The organism is Prevotella melaninogenica, from assembly GCF_018127925.1.
GTDB classification, from domain to species: Bacteria; Bacteroidota; Bacteroidia; order Bacteroidales; family Bacteroidaceae; genus Prevotella; species Prevotella melaninogenica_C.
In genome coordinates this window covers 512885-530341 of the sequence record NZ_CP072348.1, presented here as the reverse complement: position 1 = coordinate 530341, position 17457 = coordinate 512885, and the positions used below count along the sequence as shown (strand labels likewise).

11 protein-coding genes, 3 tRNA genes, 1 other RNA gene and 1 pseudogene are annotated in these 17457 nt (G+C 36.8%); 10 read left to right on the top strand and 6 right to left on the bottom strand.

Going from position 1 to position 17457, the window contains the following annotated elements:
• The first annotated feature begins 122 nt into the window (after nt 1-122).
• From J4861_RS07650 to J4861_RS07615, 8 genes are all read left to right on the top strand, one after another.
• The gene (locus tag J4861_RS07650; protein ID WP_211817491.1) at nt 123-1871 is read left to right on the top strand and encodes a bifunctional metallophosphatase/5'-nucleotidase; all 1749 of its coding nucleotides are present in this window, start codon (nt 123-125) and stop codon (nt 1869-1871) included.
• Nucleotides 1872-1962: 91 nt separating this feature from the next.
• Nucleotides 1963-2739 (top strand): NAD(+) diphosphatase, encoded by a 777-nt coding sequence (nudC, locus tag J4861_RS07645; protein WP_211817490.1) that lies wholly within the window; start codon nt 1963-1965, stop codon nt 2737-2739.
• Between the two features lie 30 nt (nt 2740-2769).
• Nucleotides 2770-4071 (top strand): NCS2 family permease, encoded by a 1302-nt coding sequence (locus tag J4861_RS07640; protein WP_211817769.1) that lies wholly within the window; start codon nt 2770-2772, stop codon nt 4069-4071.
• 194 nt (nt 4072-4265) lie between these two features.
• Nucleotides 4266-4343 (top strand) — tRNA-Val (locus J4861_RS07635).
• A gap of 4 nt (nt 4344-4347) precedes the next feature.
• Nucleotides 4348-4429 (top strand) — tRNA-Tyr (locus J4861_RS07630).
• Between the two features lie 571 nt (nt 4430-5000).
• Nucleotides 5001-5363 carry a BlaI/MecI/CopY family transcriptional regulator gene (locus J4861_RS07625; RefSeq protein ID WP_013264871.1) on the top strand — a complete coding sequence of 121 codons (363 nt, stop codon included), beginning with the start codon at nt 5001-5003 and terminating at the stop codon, nt 5361-5363.
• Between the two features lie 56 nt (nt 5364-5419).
• A complete protein-coding gene (locus J4861_RS07620; RefSeq protein WP_211817489.1) occupies nt 5420-6760 on the top strand; it encodes a M56 family metallopeptidase in 1341 nt (446 codons plus the stop codon).
• Nucleotides 6761-6857: 97 nt separating this feature from the next.
• Nucleotides 6858-9776: a porin family protein gene (locus J4861_RS07615; RefSeq protein WP_211817768.1), complete on the top strand. Its 2919-nt coding sequence runs from the start codon at nt 6858-6860 to the stop codon at nt 9774-9776.
• 660 nt (nt 9777-10436) lie between these two features.
• Here J4861_RS07615 and J4861_RS07610 read toward each other — a convergent pair.
• From J4861_RS07610 to rnpB, 5 genes are all read right to left on the bottom strand, one after another.
• Nucleotides 10437-10507 (bottom strand) — tRNA-Cys (locus J4861_RS07610).
• A 195-nt stretch (nt 10508-10702) separates the two neighbouring features.
• Complete coding sequence (locus J4861_RS07605; RefSeq protein ID WP_211817488.1) at nt 10703-10888, bottom strand: FeoB-associated Cys-rich membrane protein; 186 nt, start codon at nt 10886-10888, stop codon at nt 10703-10705.
• A 22-nt stretch (nt 10889-10910) separates the two neighbouring features.
• Complete coding sequence (locus J4861_RS07600; RefSeq protein WP_211817487.1) at nt 10911-11318, bottom strand: YkvA family protein; 408 nt, start codon at nt 11316-11318, stop codon at nt 10911-10913.
• Between the two features lie 25 nt (nt 11319-11343).
• Nucleotides 11344-11772, bottom strand: a complete 429-nt coding sequence (locus J4861_RS07595; RefSeq protein WP_211817486.1) for a hypothetical protein — start codon at nt 11770-11772, stop codon at nt 11344-11346.
• A 94-nt stretch (nt 11773-11866) separates the two neighbouring features.
• An RNA gene (gene rnpB, locus J4861_RS07590) (RNase P RNA component class A) lies at nt 11867-12252 on the bottom strand.
• Nucleotides 12253-13011: 759 nt separating this feature from the next.
• Here rnpB and J4861_RS07585 point away from each other — a divergent pair.
• A complete protein-coding gene (locus J4861_RS07585) occupies nt 13012-14478 on the top strand; it encodes a trypsin-like peptidase domain-containing protein (protein ID WP_211817485.1) in 1467 nt (488 codons plus the stop codon).
• Nucleotides 14479-14859: 381 nt separating this feature from the next.
• Here J4861_RS07585 and J4861_RS13560 read toward each other — a convergent pair.
• Nucleotides 14860-16065: pseudogene (locus J4861_RS13560) on the bottom strand (ISL3 family transposase).
• A gap of 522 nt (nt 16066-16587) precedes the next feature.
• On the opposite strand from J4861_RS13560, the gene J4861_RS07575 reads away from it, so the two are divergent.
• Nucleotides 16588-17451, top strand: coding sequence for a sigma-70 family RNA polymerase sigma factor (locus J4861_RS07575; RefSeq protein WP_004360834.1), 864 nt, complete (start codon nt 16588-16590; stop codon nt 17449-17451).
• Nucleotides 17452-17457: the final 6 nt, after the last annotated feature.

Here is a 17457-nt window from a genome sequence, read left to right as displayed (position 1 = left end):
TTTAAGACATACACACTATCCCAACTCAACTAACCATCAAAAGAGACGTTGAAACATAACAAAACAAGTTCGTTTTTTTCCGTATAATTTAGTACTTTTGCAGTTGAATTAAAAATAAAATTATGAAACTTTCAACAATATTACTTTCCATCATGTTAGGACTCAGTTCTTCAACTATGGCACAACAGAAGGATGTTACCATCAAACTTATCGAAACAACTGACGTGCATGGTTCCTTCTTTCCATACGATTTCATCACTCGAAAGCCTAAGAGCGGTTCTATGGCAAGAGTCTATACATTAGTAGAAGAGCTGCGTAAGAAGGATGGGAAAGACAATGTCTATTTATTGGATAATGGCGATATCCTACAAGGTCAGCCTATCTCCTACTATTATAATTACGTTGCACCAGAGAAGACTAACATCGCTGCAAGTGTGCTTAACTATATGGGATATGACGTAGCAACGGTTGGAAACCACGATATTGAAACAGGACATAAGGTTTATGACAAATGGTTTAAGGAGCTGAAGTTCCCTATCCTTGGTGCAAATATTATCGACACAAAGACTAATAAGCCTTATATCTTACCTTATTATACTATCAAGAAAAAGAATGGTATTAAGGTTTGTGTTATCGGTATGCTCACCCCTGCTATACCTAACTGGTTGAAAGAGAGTATCTGGAGTGGTCTACGCTTTGAAGAAATGGTCTCTTGTGCCAAGCGAACAATGGCTGAGGTGAAGACGAAAGAAAAGCCAGATGTTATTGTTGGTTTGTTCCATTCTGGCTGGGATGGTGGTATCAAGACACCTGAATACGATGAAGATGCTTCGAAGAAAGTAGCAAAGGAAATGCCTGGTTTTGATATTGTTTTCTTCGGTCATGACCATACTCCACATAGTTCTATTGAAAAGAATATTGTTGGTAAAGACGTAATCTGCCTTGACCCTGCTAACAATGCACAACGTGTAGCGATAGCAACATTAACCCTTAGACCTAAGACTGTCAAAGGTAAGCGTCAATACACCGTAACAAAAGCTACGGGTGAATTGGTTGATGTAAAAGAACTCAAAGCTGACGAAGCTTTCATTCAACACTTCCAACCAGAGATTGATGCTGTAAAAGCATGGAGCGACCAGGTAATTGGAAGATTTGAAAATACTATCTATACAAAAGATAGTTATTTCGGCAACTCTGCTTTCAACGACCTTATCCTCAACTTGGAGTTGGAGATTACTAAGGCAGATATTGCTTTCAATGCACCTTTATTATTCAACGCATCTATCAAGTCTGGTCCTATCACTGTTGCTGATATGTTCAATCTTTATAAATATGAGAACAATCTCTGCACCATGCGTCTGACTGGTAAAGAGATTCGTAAGCATCTTGAAATGAGTTATGACCTATGGTGTAACACAATGAAAAGCCCAGAAGATCATCTACTTTTGCTCTCAAATACACAGAATGATGCACAACGTCTTGGCTTCAAGAACTTCTCATTCAACTTTGATTCAGCAGCTGGTATCGATTATGAAGTCGATGTTACGAAACCTGATGGACAAAAGGTACATATCCTTCGCATGAGTAATGGAGAACCATTTGATGAGAATAAGTGGTATACAGTAGCAGTTAATAGCTATCGTGCTAATGGTGGTGGCGAGTTATTAACCAAGGGTGCTGGTATTCCACGTGACTCTTTGAAGAGTCGAATCATTTGGGAAAGTCCAAAAGACCAACGCCATTATTTAATGGAAGAGATAAAGAAAGCTGGTGTGATGAATCCACAGCCAAACCATAACTGGAAATTTATTCCAGAGACATGGACCGTTCCTGCTGCTGCACGTGATCGTAAACTTCTCTTTGGTGAATAACCAAATCAGAAGGAAAAGTAACCTAAGAGCAATAAACATAAAGACAGTTTAGGGGTTAATAGAATCAGGTAAAAGATTAATACTGAGACCAATGAAGAAATACTGGTTTGTTTTCTGTAAGACAGATATTATGCTTGAGAAAGTGGATAAAGGCTATACCATTCCACTTTCTGAAGAAGCTCCAGTAACACTACATCCTTGGACACACGTACTGAACGTCACACCAATGGAAGACGGTACAGAAGTGAAGGCAGTCATGATCGACCAACCAATTACAGACAATCCTCTGTATGAGATGTGTGGCTTACGTCCATCCTTCTACCACCTTTCCAAGGAACTTTATCTCAAGGCTGGTAAGTGTCATGAACTACTTTACTGGGATAATAACACTAAGTTCTGTGGCGTTTGTGGTGCACCGATGAAGATGCACACCGATATATCAAAGCGTTGTACGAACTGTGGAAAAGAAGTATGGCCACAATTGGCAACAGCAGTCATCGTTCTTGTACACCGAGGCGACGAAGTCCTTTTGGTACATGCTCGTAACTTCAAAACAGATTTCTATGGACTGGTAGCAGGCTTTGTTGAGACTGGTGAAACACTCGAAGAAGCTGTACACCGTGAGGTAGAAGAAGAAACAGGAATCAAGATAAAGAACATCCGATACTTTGGTTCACAACCTTGGCCCTATCCTTGTGGTCTGATGGTAGGTTTTAATGCCGATTATGACGGTGGGGACATTCATCTACAACAAAGCGAACTGTCAAAAGGAGCCTGGTTTACAAAGGACAACCTACCAACCATTCCTGAGCCTTTATCAATAGCGAGAATGATTCTTGATGATTGGATAAACAAAACATCAATATAAACTAAAGAGTATTTAAACCTTAAAACAATGATGACTTTCTTAGAAAAAGCCCTCGGCTTTAACCCCAAGTCGATGAAGCTCCGCACTGAGATTATTGCTGGAGCAACGACATTCTTAACTATGAGCTATATCTTAGCAGTTAATCCAAGTATCCTTGCAAGTACTGGTATGGACAAGGGAGCGCTCTTCACTGGTACAGCACTGGCAGCAGCTATAGCTACATTGTTGTTAGCATTTATGGCAAAGCTTCCTTTTGCACAAGCTCCATCTATGGGTCTTAATGCCTTCTTTGCCTATACACTCTGCGTATCTTTAAAGTTTACATGGCAGCAGTCACTTGCTATCATGCTCATTGAGGGTGTTCTCTTCATTGCAATTACTTTTTTCAATGTACGAGAGATGATTCTCAATGCCATCCCGACAAATTTACGCTATGCCATATCAGCTGGTATTGGTATATTCATTGCTTTTATCGGTCTGAAGAATGCAAACATTATCGTTAATAACGATGCAACCCTCGTTGGCTTAGGAGCCTTCACACCTACCTGTATTCTTGGTATTATTGCTATCTTACTCAGTGGTGCGCTCATGGCAAGAAACGTCAAAGGCTCTTTGTTCTGGGGTATCATCATCACAACAATTATAGGTATACCAATGGGCGTAACGGTTTTTCCTAATGGATGGCTACCAGTTTCTGCACCACAGGACATAACTCCTATCTTCTGTAAGTTTGACTTTTCAGGTCTTCTGAATCTTAAGACTGTATTGGTAATATTCTCTCTACTCTTAATAAACATCTTTGACACTATCGGCACTCTGATGGGCTTAGCTGATAAAACAGGTATAGTTGAACCAAATGGCAACATCCCTCACGTTAAGGAAGCAATGATGAGTGATGCTATCGGTACAACTTGTGGTGCTATGTTGGGTAGTTCAACGCTGACAACATACGTTGAGAGCGCAAGCGGTATTGCAGAAGGTGGTCGATCTGGTGTAACAGCATTTACAGTAGGTCTTTTCTTCATCGTATCCCTCTTCCTCTCCCCTATCTTCCTACTTATCCCAAGTGCTGCAACAAGTGGAGCTTTAGTTATGGTAGGTGTACTGATGATTGACTCTGTAAAGAAAATCAATCTTCAGGATATTACAGAATCATTCCCTGCTTTCATCACAATGATTACAATGGTGCTTTGCTATTCTATCGCTGATGGTATTTGCTTAGGAATCATTGCATATGTATTCATGAAGACGTTTACACGTCAGTGGAAGGATTTGAACTGGACACTCGTTGTATTAGCAGTTCTCTTCATCTTGAACTTTGTGAGAAGCTAAAAGCGACTTTAAAATAAGCAACTCCCTATGAGTCATAAAGCTACTCATAGGGAGTTTTTATTTATATCACCATACCACACCTACTCTAAAAGAACATTTCTTTGTCATATAATAGAAAAAAGGAGAAAAAACCATGATAAAGTTTGCACAGTTAAAATAAAATGACTACTTTTGCAACCGCTTACGAAAAGTAAGGGCGTTTAGCTCAGCTGGTTTAGAGCATCTGCCTTACAAGCAGAGGGTCGGCGGTTCGAATCCGTCAACGCCCACCACCTTGGGTAGTTTCCAGAGTGGCCAAATGGGGCAGACTGTAAATCTGCTGCTTCTTGCTTCGGTGGTTCGAATCCATCACTACCCACAAAAGAGTTGTAATCATTTGATTACAACTCTTTTGCTTTCTATACCAATTACCATCAAACCGCTGACGCAACATCCCGAGATTGTAGATCCCGGCTCAGTAGAACTTTTTTTTGGGCATCAGTCCTAAAACTGGGTCAGTCCTAAAACATCCCACAGATGACTTTTGAACTGTATGAGGACATTTTCTTTTCATACGGAAATGTAACCATATTACTATAATAATTTTTATTTTACTTTGCTGTCACTTTTAACACTTCGTGTAAACACACTACAAATCAACCAGTTAAGAGTAATATGCGCATGACAGAAGTGACAGTAATTCATGTATCCCAAAAACATGTAGCAGTAAACAATAGTGATTGTAGCAGCGTTTGCTATCTTATAAATTCTATAAACCAAATTAGTTAAATAAACATAAAAGGACGACAAGTTTGCTTTCTTTTCTGAAGAATGTTATCGTAATCTACGAAAATTTAGTAGCTTTACAGCGCATTTGAAATTTTGCAGAATGTTATTAAGTAACAAACAACATTTTTGAAAGTAAAACAAAAAAGCATTATAAATTTTATATGAAGAAATTATCTATTCAAGAAGAAGCAATTATGCAAAAAGTATGGAAGCTAAAAAAATGTACGGTAACAGAGATTCTAAAGGAACTCCCTGAACCTAAACCTCCCTACACCACAGTAGCTTCTGTTATGAGGAATCTTAAACAAAAAGGGTACATATCCCAAGAAAAGCAGGGCATTGCATACAGTTATTTACCAGCCATAGAGGAAGAGGAGTATAAACATCGTTTTATGAGAGGATTTGTACATGACTACTTCAAAGATTCATTTAAAGAGATGGTATGTTTCTTTGCCAAGGAGGAGGATCTATCGTTTAAAGATTTGGTAGACATTATTCGTGAAATAGAGAAAGGAAAAGAGTAATACTATGATATTATAGCTATCTGTATTAAAGATAATGTATAAAAAATATTTGGATTATGCTTTCATACCTTGTTGAAATAAACATTATTACCATCTTTTTGTATGGTTTTTATCGCCTATTGTTTACTAATGATACTTTCTTTAGCTGGCGAAGATTTATGTTGTTGAATATATACCTTATAGCTTTATTAGTCCCTTTTGCTGATTTTAGTAATTGGATTAGTATTCGTGAGGCTACTCAAAATATGGCTAATACATATGCTGAAACAGTCTTGTCAGAAGCTCCTTCTCCTTCATCCAAAGCCATGGTGCTGTCATGGAATACTGTACTTTTGTGGATATATATGGGTGGTGTTTGCATCTTTCTGCTACGCTTTGTAATTCAACTCATTGGAATATACAGATTAGCAAAAAAAACAGAGATAAGTATCATTAAAGGGCTTAAGATACACATTATCGAGAAGAATGGGAGCCCCTTTTCTTTCTTCCAGTGGATTTTTGTTAATCGAGAAGTACTGTATGAATCACAACTACAAGAGATATTAATTCACGAACAGTGTCATGTAGAACAGAAGCATTCCATAGATGTAATGCTATCAGAATTATTTACTATCTTATGTTGGTTCAATCCTTTTGCATGGTTGTTAAAAAAAGAAATCAGACTCAATCTTGAATACCTTGCAGATTTTCATGTTGTGCAAGTAGGATGTAATCAAAAAAGTTACCAGTATCACTTGTTGGGGATGACTTATCATAAAAAGACACCTACTATTCTAAATAATTTCAATGTTTTACTTCTTAAAAAGCGTATAAAAATGATGAACAAACGTAGATCAAGAGTAATAGTAAAGGCAAAATATGCCCTTCTTATTCCAGTAATAGCTACACTATTAGTCGTCAAAAATATTGAGAGTGTAGCGCACTCATTAGTATCAAACAAAATTGTAAATAATGAAGTAATTGTACCTGTTAATACAAAAGCATACAATGTACATCAAAAGAAACTAATTTTCACATCAAAGACCTCAAAAGGAAATACTATTAAGAAAGACAAAAAACAAGTACATAAGGTGCCGCATGATAGAATAAATACTATTATCGAACAAAAAACTATAAATAATACTACTCCGAGTAATGTAATCGAAGATTCTCACGTTGACATAAAAGATTCAGAATTACCAGAGAAAAATAGTACTAATGTGCGTATATATAATATCTCTTTTGCTGTTGACGCAAAAGGTTCTGTTTCGTCCCTGAATGTAACGCATATAAAAGACACTTCATATAATCAGAAGGATTTACAAGAAATAGAAAAAATGTCAAAAGATAAACCTGATAACACCAAAAATAAGACAATAAAAGCTATATATAATCTTCCTATTTCTTTTAAAATATAGCAACAATTATATCACATACTCTTTAGACCAATGTAAATTGGGCTAAAGGGGTGATTAGAATAATCAAACATACTCTTCATTTATAAAAAATATGAATATGAAAAACCTAAAATGGGCACAAGTTGTCTTACTTGCTTTATTAATATTACTACCAAAACAAATATCAGCTTATCAAAAAAAAGTATTACTTTCCCCAACACGAAATTATACTATTCATGGTCGTATTGTAGACTCTTTTACAAACCTCCCTATATCAAATGTTAAACTAACTTTGCTATCAGCAGATAGTACAGTAATAGATACATGTCGCACCTTTATATGGAACGACAAAGCTGTTCATCCCGACTCCTATTTCTATATGCAAAAGAATTTGAGTGAGGGAAAATACATTTTTAAAATAGAACATCCTGATTATTTTACAACTTTTGTCGACAAAGAACTACTATTCAAAAGTAGAAACACAAGCATTGACATGCAAGACATTCCTATCAAGAGAAAAGGAATGGAAAATAAAGAGCATATGTTAGGCGAGATTGTTGTTAAGAGTACAAAAATTAAGATGGTAATGAAGGGTGATACTATTATATATAATGCAGATGCCTTCAACCTCCCTCAGGGAAGTATGCTTGATGCGCTAATCAGACAATTACCAGGCGCTACGCTTAATAGTAATGGCGAGATATTCATCAATGGCCGAAAATTAGATTATCTTACACTTAACGGTAAAGATTTCTTCAAGGGAAATAACAAACAATTAATAGAGAATTTGCCAAACTATACTGTTAAAAATCTAAAGGTATTTGAAAAAAGTACTGATAGAAGTCAGGCTATGGGTGTTGATATTGATAAGAAAGACTACATCATGGATATCTCACTAAAGAAAAAATATGAAAAAACTTTTATAGCTAACTTTGATATAGCTGGTGGTACGAACGGCAGGTATGCAACCAAAGCGTTCGGATTATATTTCACACCACGATTGCAGTTATCTATTTTCTCAAACATTAATAATGTGAATGAAGACCGCAAACCCGGAGAAAAGGGAGATTGGGATCCAACCAAGCTACCAAACGGTCAGGTTATACAAAGAACAGTAGGTCTCAACGCTGCTGTTAGCAATGAAAAAAACACATTGGAAAATAATATGTCTACAAGTTTCACATGGAGAGATACACATAATATCAGTCAAATGATAGCTGAATCTTTCTTAACTGGAGGAAACAACTTTAATCGTAGCATCTCAGATGTTAAATCCAAGAACTTTATTTATGACTTTCAAAATAATTTAAAGATTTCAACACCCATTTTCCTAAAATCAACCATAAGCTTAAATTACAATAAATTTGATAATTGGGGAACTGTCCGTTCAGCACGCTTCAATGCAGACCCATCAACAATAGGTAGTACAGAAGCAATATTAGATACGATATTCTCCTCTTCAAGAAACAGACTTGTAAATGATTTTGGTGTAAACCGATTGTCTTCTAAAACATATGGATTCGGTCATTCACTTACAACTTTCGCTAATGTCAATGCATATAAACAGTTACCATCTGGTGACCGTATATCGGCATTGATAGAAGGTGACTATTTAAATACTACAAATTCAATGTTTAACAATTACCAGTTGAAGTACTTAAAAAGCAATGCTATAAATGATTATCGCAATCGATATGACAACACTCCATCTTACTCCTACAATTATCGTTTAGGACCACAATATACATTCGTGATTCCTAATGGATTTAGACTTTTCACTGGATATCAATATCAGCAAAAAGGAAGTTACCGAAACAACCAAAAATACAGATTAGACAAACTATACAAATGGCAGGAAGAAAATCACGATTTTGGCAGTTTACCTTCTTCTCGTGATTCACTCCTACTCGCATTAGATGCTAACAATAGTTACAAAGGGTTTTATATAAGTAAGCAAAATTCGGTTTCACTCGGATTTGGTTGTTCAAAATCTAAAAATCACAACAATGTGTTCTTCAATACAAACGTGTCTGTTGGTTACAAAAGTGAAAAGCTTGACTATCGCAATTCATTGCTAAACACTTCTGTCAAACAATATAATTGGGTTGCAGGATTGTCTCTAAATATGGGATTTACAATAAACAAATACAGTTTTTACGGTACTATGACTTCGAAAATGGAAACTCCAGATCTTTACTCAAAAATTACCCGATCTGACAATTCCAATCCTTTAGCGATCTCTTTAGGTAATCCGAATTTGAAAAATAGTAGAAAAACAAATGTATCTTTAACCTTTAGTTATAACAACAATAGGCGATTTAAGCTGCCAATGGCATTTATAAATATCAATATTAATCAGAATGCTGTTGCTAATGGTTTTACTTACAATCCTACAACGGGTGTATATACATATAAACCACAAAATGTTAAGGGAAACTGGTATGGCAATATTGGATTATATGAAACATTTCCATTAGATAATAAAAACTACTTCACATTAGTAAACGCTATTGTCTATAGTTACAACCACAATGTAGACTTCACAGGAGTGACAGGTCAAGCAGAAAGCATATTGAGTAAAGTGAACAACCATTGGTTAGAGGATAATCTATCTTTAAATTATCAAAAAGGAGGATTGACTTGTAGCTTGATTGGCGAAATGAAATGGAGATATGCTAATAGTAGACGTGAAAATTTCTCAACTATACGTACCTTGGATTTTAATTATGGTATGTTAGGTTCATACAAATTTAAATTTGGATTAGAAACAGGTATGGATCTTAAGATGTTTAGCCGCCGAGGTTATTCAGATCCTCTTATAAATGCTAATGATTTAATTTGTAACGTATACATTAGTAAGAGCTTCTTAAAAGGGAAACTGGCAGCCAAACTCGAAGGGTACGATATATTTCATCAACTCAAGAGCATAAGTTATGAGATAAACGGGCAAGGAAAAACCGAGACACGTTTTAATGCTATTCCAAATTACTTAATGTTGCATCTCATTTATAAGATGAACATAAGTGGGAAGAAGTGAAATTAGTCGTTCATTTAAAAATATATTTCAGCGTGAAGTTTCTAAAAGTAACTTCACGCAATCTTTTGATAAACCAAAAGCTCTACAAAAGTCTTCATTACCTTCTTTCTCACAAACAAAATGCAGCTATATTACTATAATTATGTTGATTTCACTTTGCTGTCACTTTTAACACTTCATATAAACATACTACATATCAACGGATTAGAAGTATATTTCGAATGACAGAAGTAACAGGAAATTTTATTCTAAAGAAATCACATTGTTATACAAAAGCAGGACTATGGGGTTTAAGTGAGAAATGAGTGTTATACCACAGAAGCATTCTTGATGACAAATCCTAAGGGGTTATCTCACATTAGCGATTTGCCTTGTCTACACACACCCGCATACCCTCTATCGTAAATAAGACACAATAAACCTTCATTATAACAAACAAAGGGCAAACACATATCGTGCGAAGGCTCAACACACATGGTGCGAACGGCAAGTACCAATCACATGGAAAGTTTATAGTCTTCCACCCAACCTACTATACTTAAAGTAGAAAGAACTATTTACATATTACTCTGTTGTGAAAGAAAAAAGTAAACCACAACTATTGATGTGCTGACAAAGTTATAGAAATAAAAAAAGACTCTCAATACTGAGAGTCCTTTGAGGTGCCTAGCGGAATCGAACCGCTCTACATGGTTTTGCAGACCATTGCCTAACCTCCCGGCCCAAGCACCATTCTATTACAAATCATAATTGCGATTTGCGAGTGCAAAGGTAATCAATTATTTCGGTTTAACCAAACAATTCAGAAACTTTTTTCAATAAAGATTACGTAAAATCTTCTTCATGTAAAAAGCCAAGAATCTCTCGCAGACATCGAGTAAAAAGTTAAGTCCAAGTAATCCTATTGATAGGTTTATTAGATGAAACTATTTAAAACAAGCAGGCTTCTTATGACCTCCCAGTTTCTGCTTTTTCTTTAACTGATTATGAATGGTACAACCCGAGCATCCATGACATGGATCGCTTGCTGCTCGAAACGATTGCCACGTACGATAAACCACATAGCCTACAGCTGATAAAATCACTATGGCTAAGACAATATACTGCCACATCTTTTCCTCCTTATTCTACTTTTCACACTGGAGTATCGGTAGTATCTTCCGTAAAGATATCTTCTGCTACCTCCATTTCATCATCGTCAAACCACTTTGACAGCTTTTCGCGTGCCTGCTTTTTCATATCATCATCAACAGAAGCCCACACCTTATTTAATACGTAAAGCAAAACACCGAGGTCGTCTGATAGTCCTGCAATAGGAATAGCATCAGGTACTGCGTCAAGTGGTGAGATTAGATAACCCAATGCACCAATGATAATAGCCTTATCCTTAAGTGACACTTTATCACTCTGTATCAAATAATACAAAATCAATGCCACATATACCAATTTTGCACCAGCACGCTTTGCTACACGTTGAATCTTATCAAAGAAACCCTGTTGGGTAAACTTATCTTTATACTTTTGAAAATCAGGTAATTCCATACTACAACTAAATCATTAACAAAACTTACTTAAAATCCATAACTCGATCTACATAAGCCTTAGCCTCTGGATAGTCTTGATTAGCACGACGAATCTTGTTACGCACTAAAACCTTCATCATTACCCTATAAAGAAGGAAGAGAACCAAGCCGACACCGATAGCAGCCAACACATTCAGTATTCCTTTAAAAGGAAGCGAATCGTCTGGAAATGCCGACAATATCAATATCGGTAAGCACAAAAGGAAACCCGCTATTGTATAACGTGAACGCTCTGTACCCTCACTGTCCAAAGCCGCTTGGTAATCAAAAAGATAATTAGAAAGTTCCTCCTCACTTACATTAGCTGGTAACTGAGGGAAGCCCACTTCGTCTTTATGATTTCTGATTTTATTTTCTACTGTGTGTTGAAAATCATCCAACACAGTTACATACTGTTCTTCTAAATCTTTCATGATTTTCCAATGCTTTTATATTAATAAAAAACTCCCAACTCTCCTCCATCATTCCAAACAGAATGTGAGAAGAGGGGCGTATATGAAAGAAAAATAAAACAGTGTTCCTATAAGCCGGGTTCTGTTTCTTCCTCATCTTTCGATAATAGGAAGATGCCTGTCATTTATCTATATTACAAGTCACCTTGCAATTAAAGCATTCTACCCTCCGTTGTGCTTACGCTTGGGCGGGCTACCCTCAAACAACGGTTTACATGAACTTGCAGCTCCTGAACGGCACAGCCAGACGATTACCCGCCTGCTGGTAGTCTCTTACACCACCTTCTCACCCTTACCACACATTACTGCGTGGCGGTTATTTTCTTCTGCCTACATCTACTGTCACCAATAGCTTCTATTTTCGGAAGCAGGATGCCCTATGCTGCCCGGACTTTCCTCTCGCATCCATTACAGATGCCAGCGACAGAGCCGGAACACTGCCTTATCAGAATGCAAAGATAATGGAAAACATGGAAAAGCCAAAATATTTCAATGATAATCTAAACTTAGCCAAGAAAAGAGGTAGTATAAAAAGACTGAAAGAAGTTATTGTGTGAACCTAAACATATAGACATTAAGATAATTATAACAACATAATAGCATATCAAGCTATCAAACAAGATGCTTAAAGTTAACTTTACACCTAAATTATACTTATACTATACACATTTTAAAACAATGCTTTACGCACATTAGAGTACACTTTCACAAAATTATTTTCATGACAATAAATATTTCTTTTCATGAAAAAAATATTTCCACTCGTGAACATAATTATTTCTTTTCATGAAAATAATCCCAACATACAGTAGTTTTAGCGTCTCCACAGCAGTTTTAAGTGGCTATAGATATTAAATAACGCACTCACCAAAAGCCCTCTTCAAAAAGTGAGATAACATCAACCACATAACACGACGACTTACATTTCCTTTCATTTTGTCAACTTATCAAAACAATAAACTGACAAATAGGAACAAAATGACTACCCAAAACAAATAAATGCAAAATTTACATCACATCAGATTAATAGTCGTTAAGTGTTAATTTTTAATTGTTAAAATCGGATAAAGATAACTGACAAAATGTCGGTTTTACAAAATTTGCTCCTATATTTGCATTCCAAAATATGTCAACAAGACATTTACAAATAATGACGGCTTGGCACATAAAAAAGTAATTAACGAACAAATAATTAAGAATATGAAGAATTTATCAAAGTATTTGGCAGGCGCGGCATGTGTTACAGCCCTCGCCTTTTCTACTGGCGCTTTCATCAAAGTGTATGCTGCGGAAGCCCCAGTTGTAGCTCCTGGTCAGCCAGTTGACCTTACATACGCAGCTGAGAAAGCTCTTCCAGCTGTCGTTCACATTAAGTATGTACAGAATTCTAAGACACAGACCGTTGATGTTCAAGATGACCCATTTGGTGGTTTCTTCGACCCATTTGGTTTCTTTGGAAATCCTAACCAAGGTAATGGTTCACGCCGTCAGCAGGTTCAGACTCCTAAGAAGGAGGCTACAGGTAGCGGTGTTATCATCTCACCTGATGGTTATATCGTAACAAATAATCACGTTGTTGAGGGTGCTGATGAATTGACAGTCACACTGAATGACAACCGTGAGTTCTCTGCTCGCATCGTTGGCACTGACAAGCAGACTGACCTCGCACTGCTAAAGGTAAACGCAAAGGATCTCCCTACCCTTCCTATTGGCGACTCAGACAAGTTGAAAGTTGGAGAATGGGTAATTGCAGTTGGTAACCCTTACAACCTCAACAATACTGTAACAGCAGGTATCGTAAGTGCTAAGTCACGTGGTTTGGGTGCTACTCGCAATGGTATCGAGAGTTTTATCCAGACTGACGCAGCCATCAACCAAGGTAACTCTGGTGGTGCATTGGTTAACACTCAAGGCGAATTAGTAGGTATCAATGCTATGCTCTACTCACAGACTGGTGCATATAGTGGTTACGGTTTTGCTATCCCTACATCAATAATGAATAAGGTTGTTGATGATATCAAGAAGTATGGTAGCGTACAACGTGTAATGCTCGGCATTCAAGGTGGTGACGTACTGAACTTCATCAACGCTCAGAAAGAAGAAGGCAAGAACGTTGACCTTGGTACAAATGCTGGTGTTTACGTTAGCGAGGTTTCAGAAGAAGGAAATGGGGCAGCCTTAGGTTTGGCAAAGGGTGATGTTATCACTAAGTTTGACGGACAAAAGGTAACACGTATGTCTGAGCTTCAGCAGGCTCTCAACAGCAAGCGTCCTGGCGATAAGGCAACCGTTACTTTCATCCGCAATAAGAAAGAAATCTCAAAGACTATCACACTGAAGAATGCACAGGGTACGACAAAGGTAATCGAGCAGGCTGACATCGACGTTCTTGGTGGTCAGTTCCGTCCAGTACAAGATGCCCTTAAGAAGCAGTTGAACATCAACTATGGTCTTGAGGTACTGAAGGTTAACAATGGTGCATTGAAGGCTGCCGGAATCAATCGTGGCTTCATCATTCAGAATGTAAACGAGACCATGGTGAAGAATATTGACGACTTGCAGAATATCGTTAAGAAGGCATCTACCAGCAAGGACCCAGTTCTCTACGTTCAGGGTATTTACCCAACTGGTAAGAAGGCTTACTTCGCTATTCCTCTTGCTGATTAACGACAGATAACTTTCAGCTGAAAAGCTGACAAAATAAGAATCCCCCATTCTTGATTTTTAGACACAAGAATGGGGGATTATTTTTTGATAAGCAATGCCTTGAAAAATTATTACATAATTTCAAATAAAACATCTATAAATAACGACAAAAACACATATGAAAAGCAGCTTTATAACCAACAGTATATCAATCAGTTATAAAACAGCAAAACAAAAGGTGCTTAATAGGACTTCAAAAGGGCGTTAGTAAGAGTCTTAAAGGGCATCTTTTACAAGCCAATTAGGCGTCTTTAAGAAGCCAAAAGAGCATATATTGGCTTCGAGTCATCTGAAAATAGTTTACAAACTTCAACAAGTAAGGGAATAAATTGGGTTCTTCCGTTAAATGCGTAGACTCCTATCATGCAGTGCATATAGTCTTAATTTGAAGTATTCTTCATTTCTGAACCCATATATCTGTCTTTTCAAAACCTTTATTTTGTTGTTAATTCCTTCTATTGTTCCGTTTGTTATATAATGGTCATACCATGCTAATATGTATGTCTTGTATGCTCTAATAGTTGACGCCATTTTCATTAATGGTTGTATTTTGGATTCTATAGCTTGCTTTACCCATTCATCCAACACAGCTTTAGCCTTTTGCTTACTACACTGATTCCATATTTCCTTAAGATCTTCTTTGAGATAATAGGCAATCATTAGCGGACGGTTTAGGCTTAGTGCGTTCTCCAGTCTATTTCTGTGTGCATGATCAAAGATATCATTTCCATTTCTGAGTAACAACCAACGTGTTCCTTTGATTACTTTACGCTTGTTGATGTCCTTTTCCTAATGCCATAACTGTCTCCTTAGCAAGTCCAGCTTTTCGTTCATAAGCTTGGTTACATGAAAGTGGTCTACTACAAGTGCTGCATTGGGAAGATGCTCACTTACAGCTCTTGTATATGCTGCAGAAAGGTCTGTACATACTGCTTGTATATGCTCTTTGTCTTTGCCGAGCCGTTCCCAAAATCCATCAAGAGCATTCTTCCCATTGCCATCACCGACATAAACAATATGACCATTATCCAAATCTACAACTATGGTCTTGTATACATGCCCCTTATGAGTGGCAAACTCATCAATGGAAATACGTCTTAACATGGAAAGGTCTGGGTTAGAGTAATTTGACTGTAGAAACTCCATCTGTATATTACGTACTACATCCTAGGATACCTGTAGGAACCGTGATATATCTTGAATTGTTGCAAAGCGAGACAAATCAAGCACCATATTTGCAAAAGCTATAGTGTGTCGACGTTTTCCTTTCGCAAAGTCGATGTTTTCTTGTTTAATACAGCCGCAGTCATGACATTGAATACGATGTACACGCATGTCTATATAGGTCTTGCTCAGACCTATAGGCACACTTACAAAGCGACGAATATGACTGCCGTTACGATTAATATTATGACTTCCACATACAGGACAACAAAGTTTTTCCTTTGGAGTTTGGATTTCTAAAACTAAGTTATTACCTTCGTAGCGCAGATTCTGACAATCTTGTTGGGAGACGCCTAAGGCGTTTTGCATTATGCTGGTATTCATGTTCTTGAAGTTTGGTCACTACAAAGATACATAATACCAGCTTTTTATATATAACTAATCAGAGATATCTATCCATTTAACGGAAGAACCATAAATTGTTTGTAGAAGACAGATAGACATCAGACCTAATTACATTTATCATGTAGTCTATATCCCTTGATAAAAAAAAATAATTGGGGGCATTAATACCATGTAAGTGGATTAGTATTATTCTTTTAACAATCTATACATTTAACTTGTGGGGACACTCTTTTTGTACAATAAACACAACATAAGAGCCATTATGGATTCAAATTAGTCCTCCTCTTATCAAACTAAAAGACAGTGTATGAACATTAAGAGAATATACAGTCATTACAAACCATTATACTCCTATCGGTCAACAAGAAACCGTTAAAAGACCAAAAACCTAATACACAACACAAAATCATTATAGATTCTTATGTGAGTTTTTTACTTTTTTATTTGTTTAACTCATTGAATTTGTGTAAATTTGCCATCACTTAAAATAATGCTAAGCACATGAGACAATTGAAAATCACAAAATCGATTACGAATCGAGAGAGTGCTTCTCTCGATAAGTATCTGCAGGAAATCGGTCACGAAGAAATGATCAGTATCGAAGAAGAAGTTGAGCTTGCTCAAAAGATTCGAAATGGTGATCGAAAAGCTTTAGAACGTCTGACGAAAGCAAACCTGCGTTTCGTTGTCTCTGTCGCAAAGCAATATCAAAATCAAGGGCTCTCTCTGCCCGATCTTATTAACGAAGGTAATGTAGGATTAATCAAGGCAGCAGAGAAGTTTGATGAAACACGTGGCTTCAAGTTTATCTCTTACGCTGTATGGTGGATAAGACAAAGTATCTTGCAAGCAATAGCAGAACAAAGTCGTATCATCAGATTACCACTAAATCAAGTAAGCTCTGTCAATAAAATCAATAAGATATTGACACAGTTTGAACAAGAGAACGAACGCCGTCCGAGTATTGATGAGATAGCACAGAACACTGATATACCAGAAGACAAGATTGTTGATGCAATGAAAGTTAATTCACGTCATGTCTCGGTAGATGCTCCATTCTATGACGACGAGCAAAGTAGCTTACTTGACGTTATTCCTAATGATAACACACCATCAACTGATAAAGAGTTGGTTGAAGAGAGTCTACGGGAAGAAATTGGAAGAGCTTTACAGATTCTTGAGGATAGAGAGAAGGTGGTTATAGAGGCTTACTTCGGAATTAACCAACGTGAAATGACATTGGAAGAGATAGGAAGTAAATATAATCTCACACGTGAACGGGTAAGACAGATTAAAGAAAAAGCAATAAGACGTCTACGCCAACTATCCAATAGTAAGGTTTTGAAGGCTTATTTAGGACAATAACATTAA

Bases quoted from the DNA above. Each gene is read 5' to 3' on its own strand.
- J4861_RS07650 (WP_211817491.1), top strand. From the start codon at position 123: ATGAAACTTTCAACAATATTACTTTCCATCATGTTAGGACTCAGTTCT.
- nudC (WP_211817490.1), top strand. From the start codon at position 1,963: ATGAAGAAATACTGGTTTGTTTTCTGTAAGACAGATATTATGCTTGAG.
- J4861_RS07640 (WP_211817769.1), top strand. From the start codon at position 2,770: ATGACTTTCTTAGAAAAAGCCCTCGGCTTTAACCCCAAGTCGATGAAG.
- J4861_RS07625 (WP_013264871.1), top strand. From the start codon at position 5,001: ATGAAGAAATTATCTATTCAAGAAGAAGCAATTATGCAAAAAGTATGG.
- J4861_RS07620 (WP_211817489.1), top strand. From the start codon at position 5,420: ATGCTTTCATACCTTGTTGAAATAAACATTATTACCATCTTTTTGTAT.
- J4861_RS07615 (WP_211817768.1), top strand. From the start codon at position 6,858: ATGAAAAACCTAAAATGGGCACAAGTTGTCTTACTTGCTTTATTAATA.
- J4861_RS07605 (WP_211817488.1), bottom strand. From the start codon at position 10,888: ATGTGGCAGTATATTGTCTTAGCCATAGTGATTTTATCAGCTGTAGGC.
- J4861_RS07600 (WP_211817487.1), bottom strand. From the start codon at position 11,318: ATGGAATTACCTGATTTTCAAAAGTATAAAGATAAGTTTACCCAACAG.
- J4861_RS07595 (WP_211817486.1), bottom strand. From the start codon at position 11,772: ATGAAAGATTTAGAAGAACAGTATGTAACTGTGTTGGATGATTTTCAA.
- J4861_RS07585 (WP_211817485.1), top strand. From the start codon at position 13,012: ATGAAGAATTTATCAAAGTATTTGGCAGGCGCGGCATGTGTTACAGCC.
- J4861_RS07575 (WP_004360834.1), top strand. From the start codon at position 16,588: ATGAGACAATTGAAAATCACAAAATCGATTACGAATCGAGAGAGTGCT.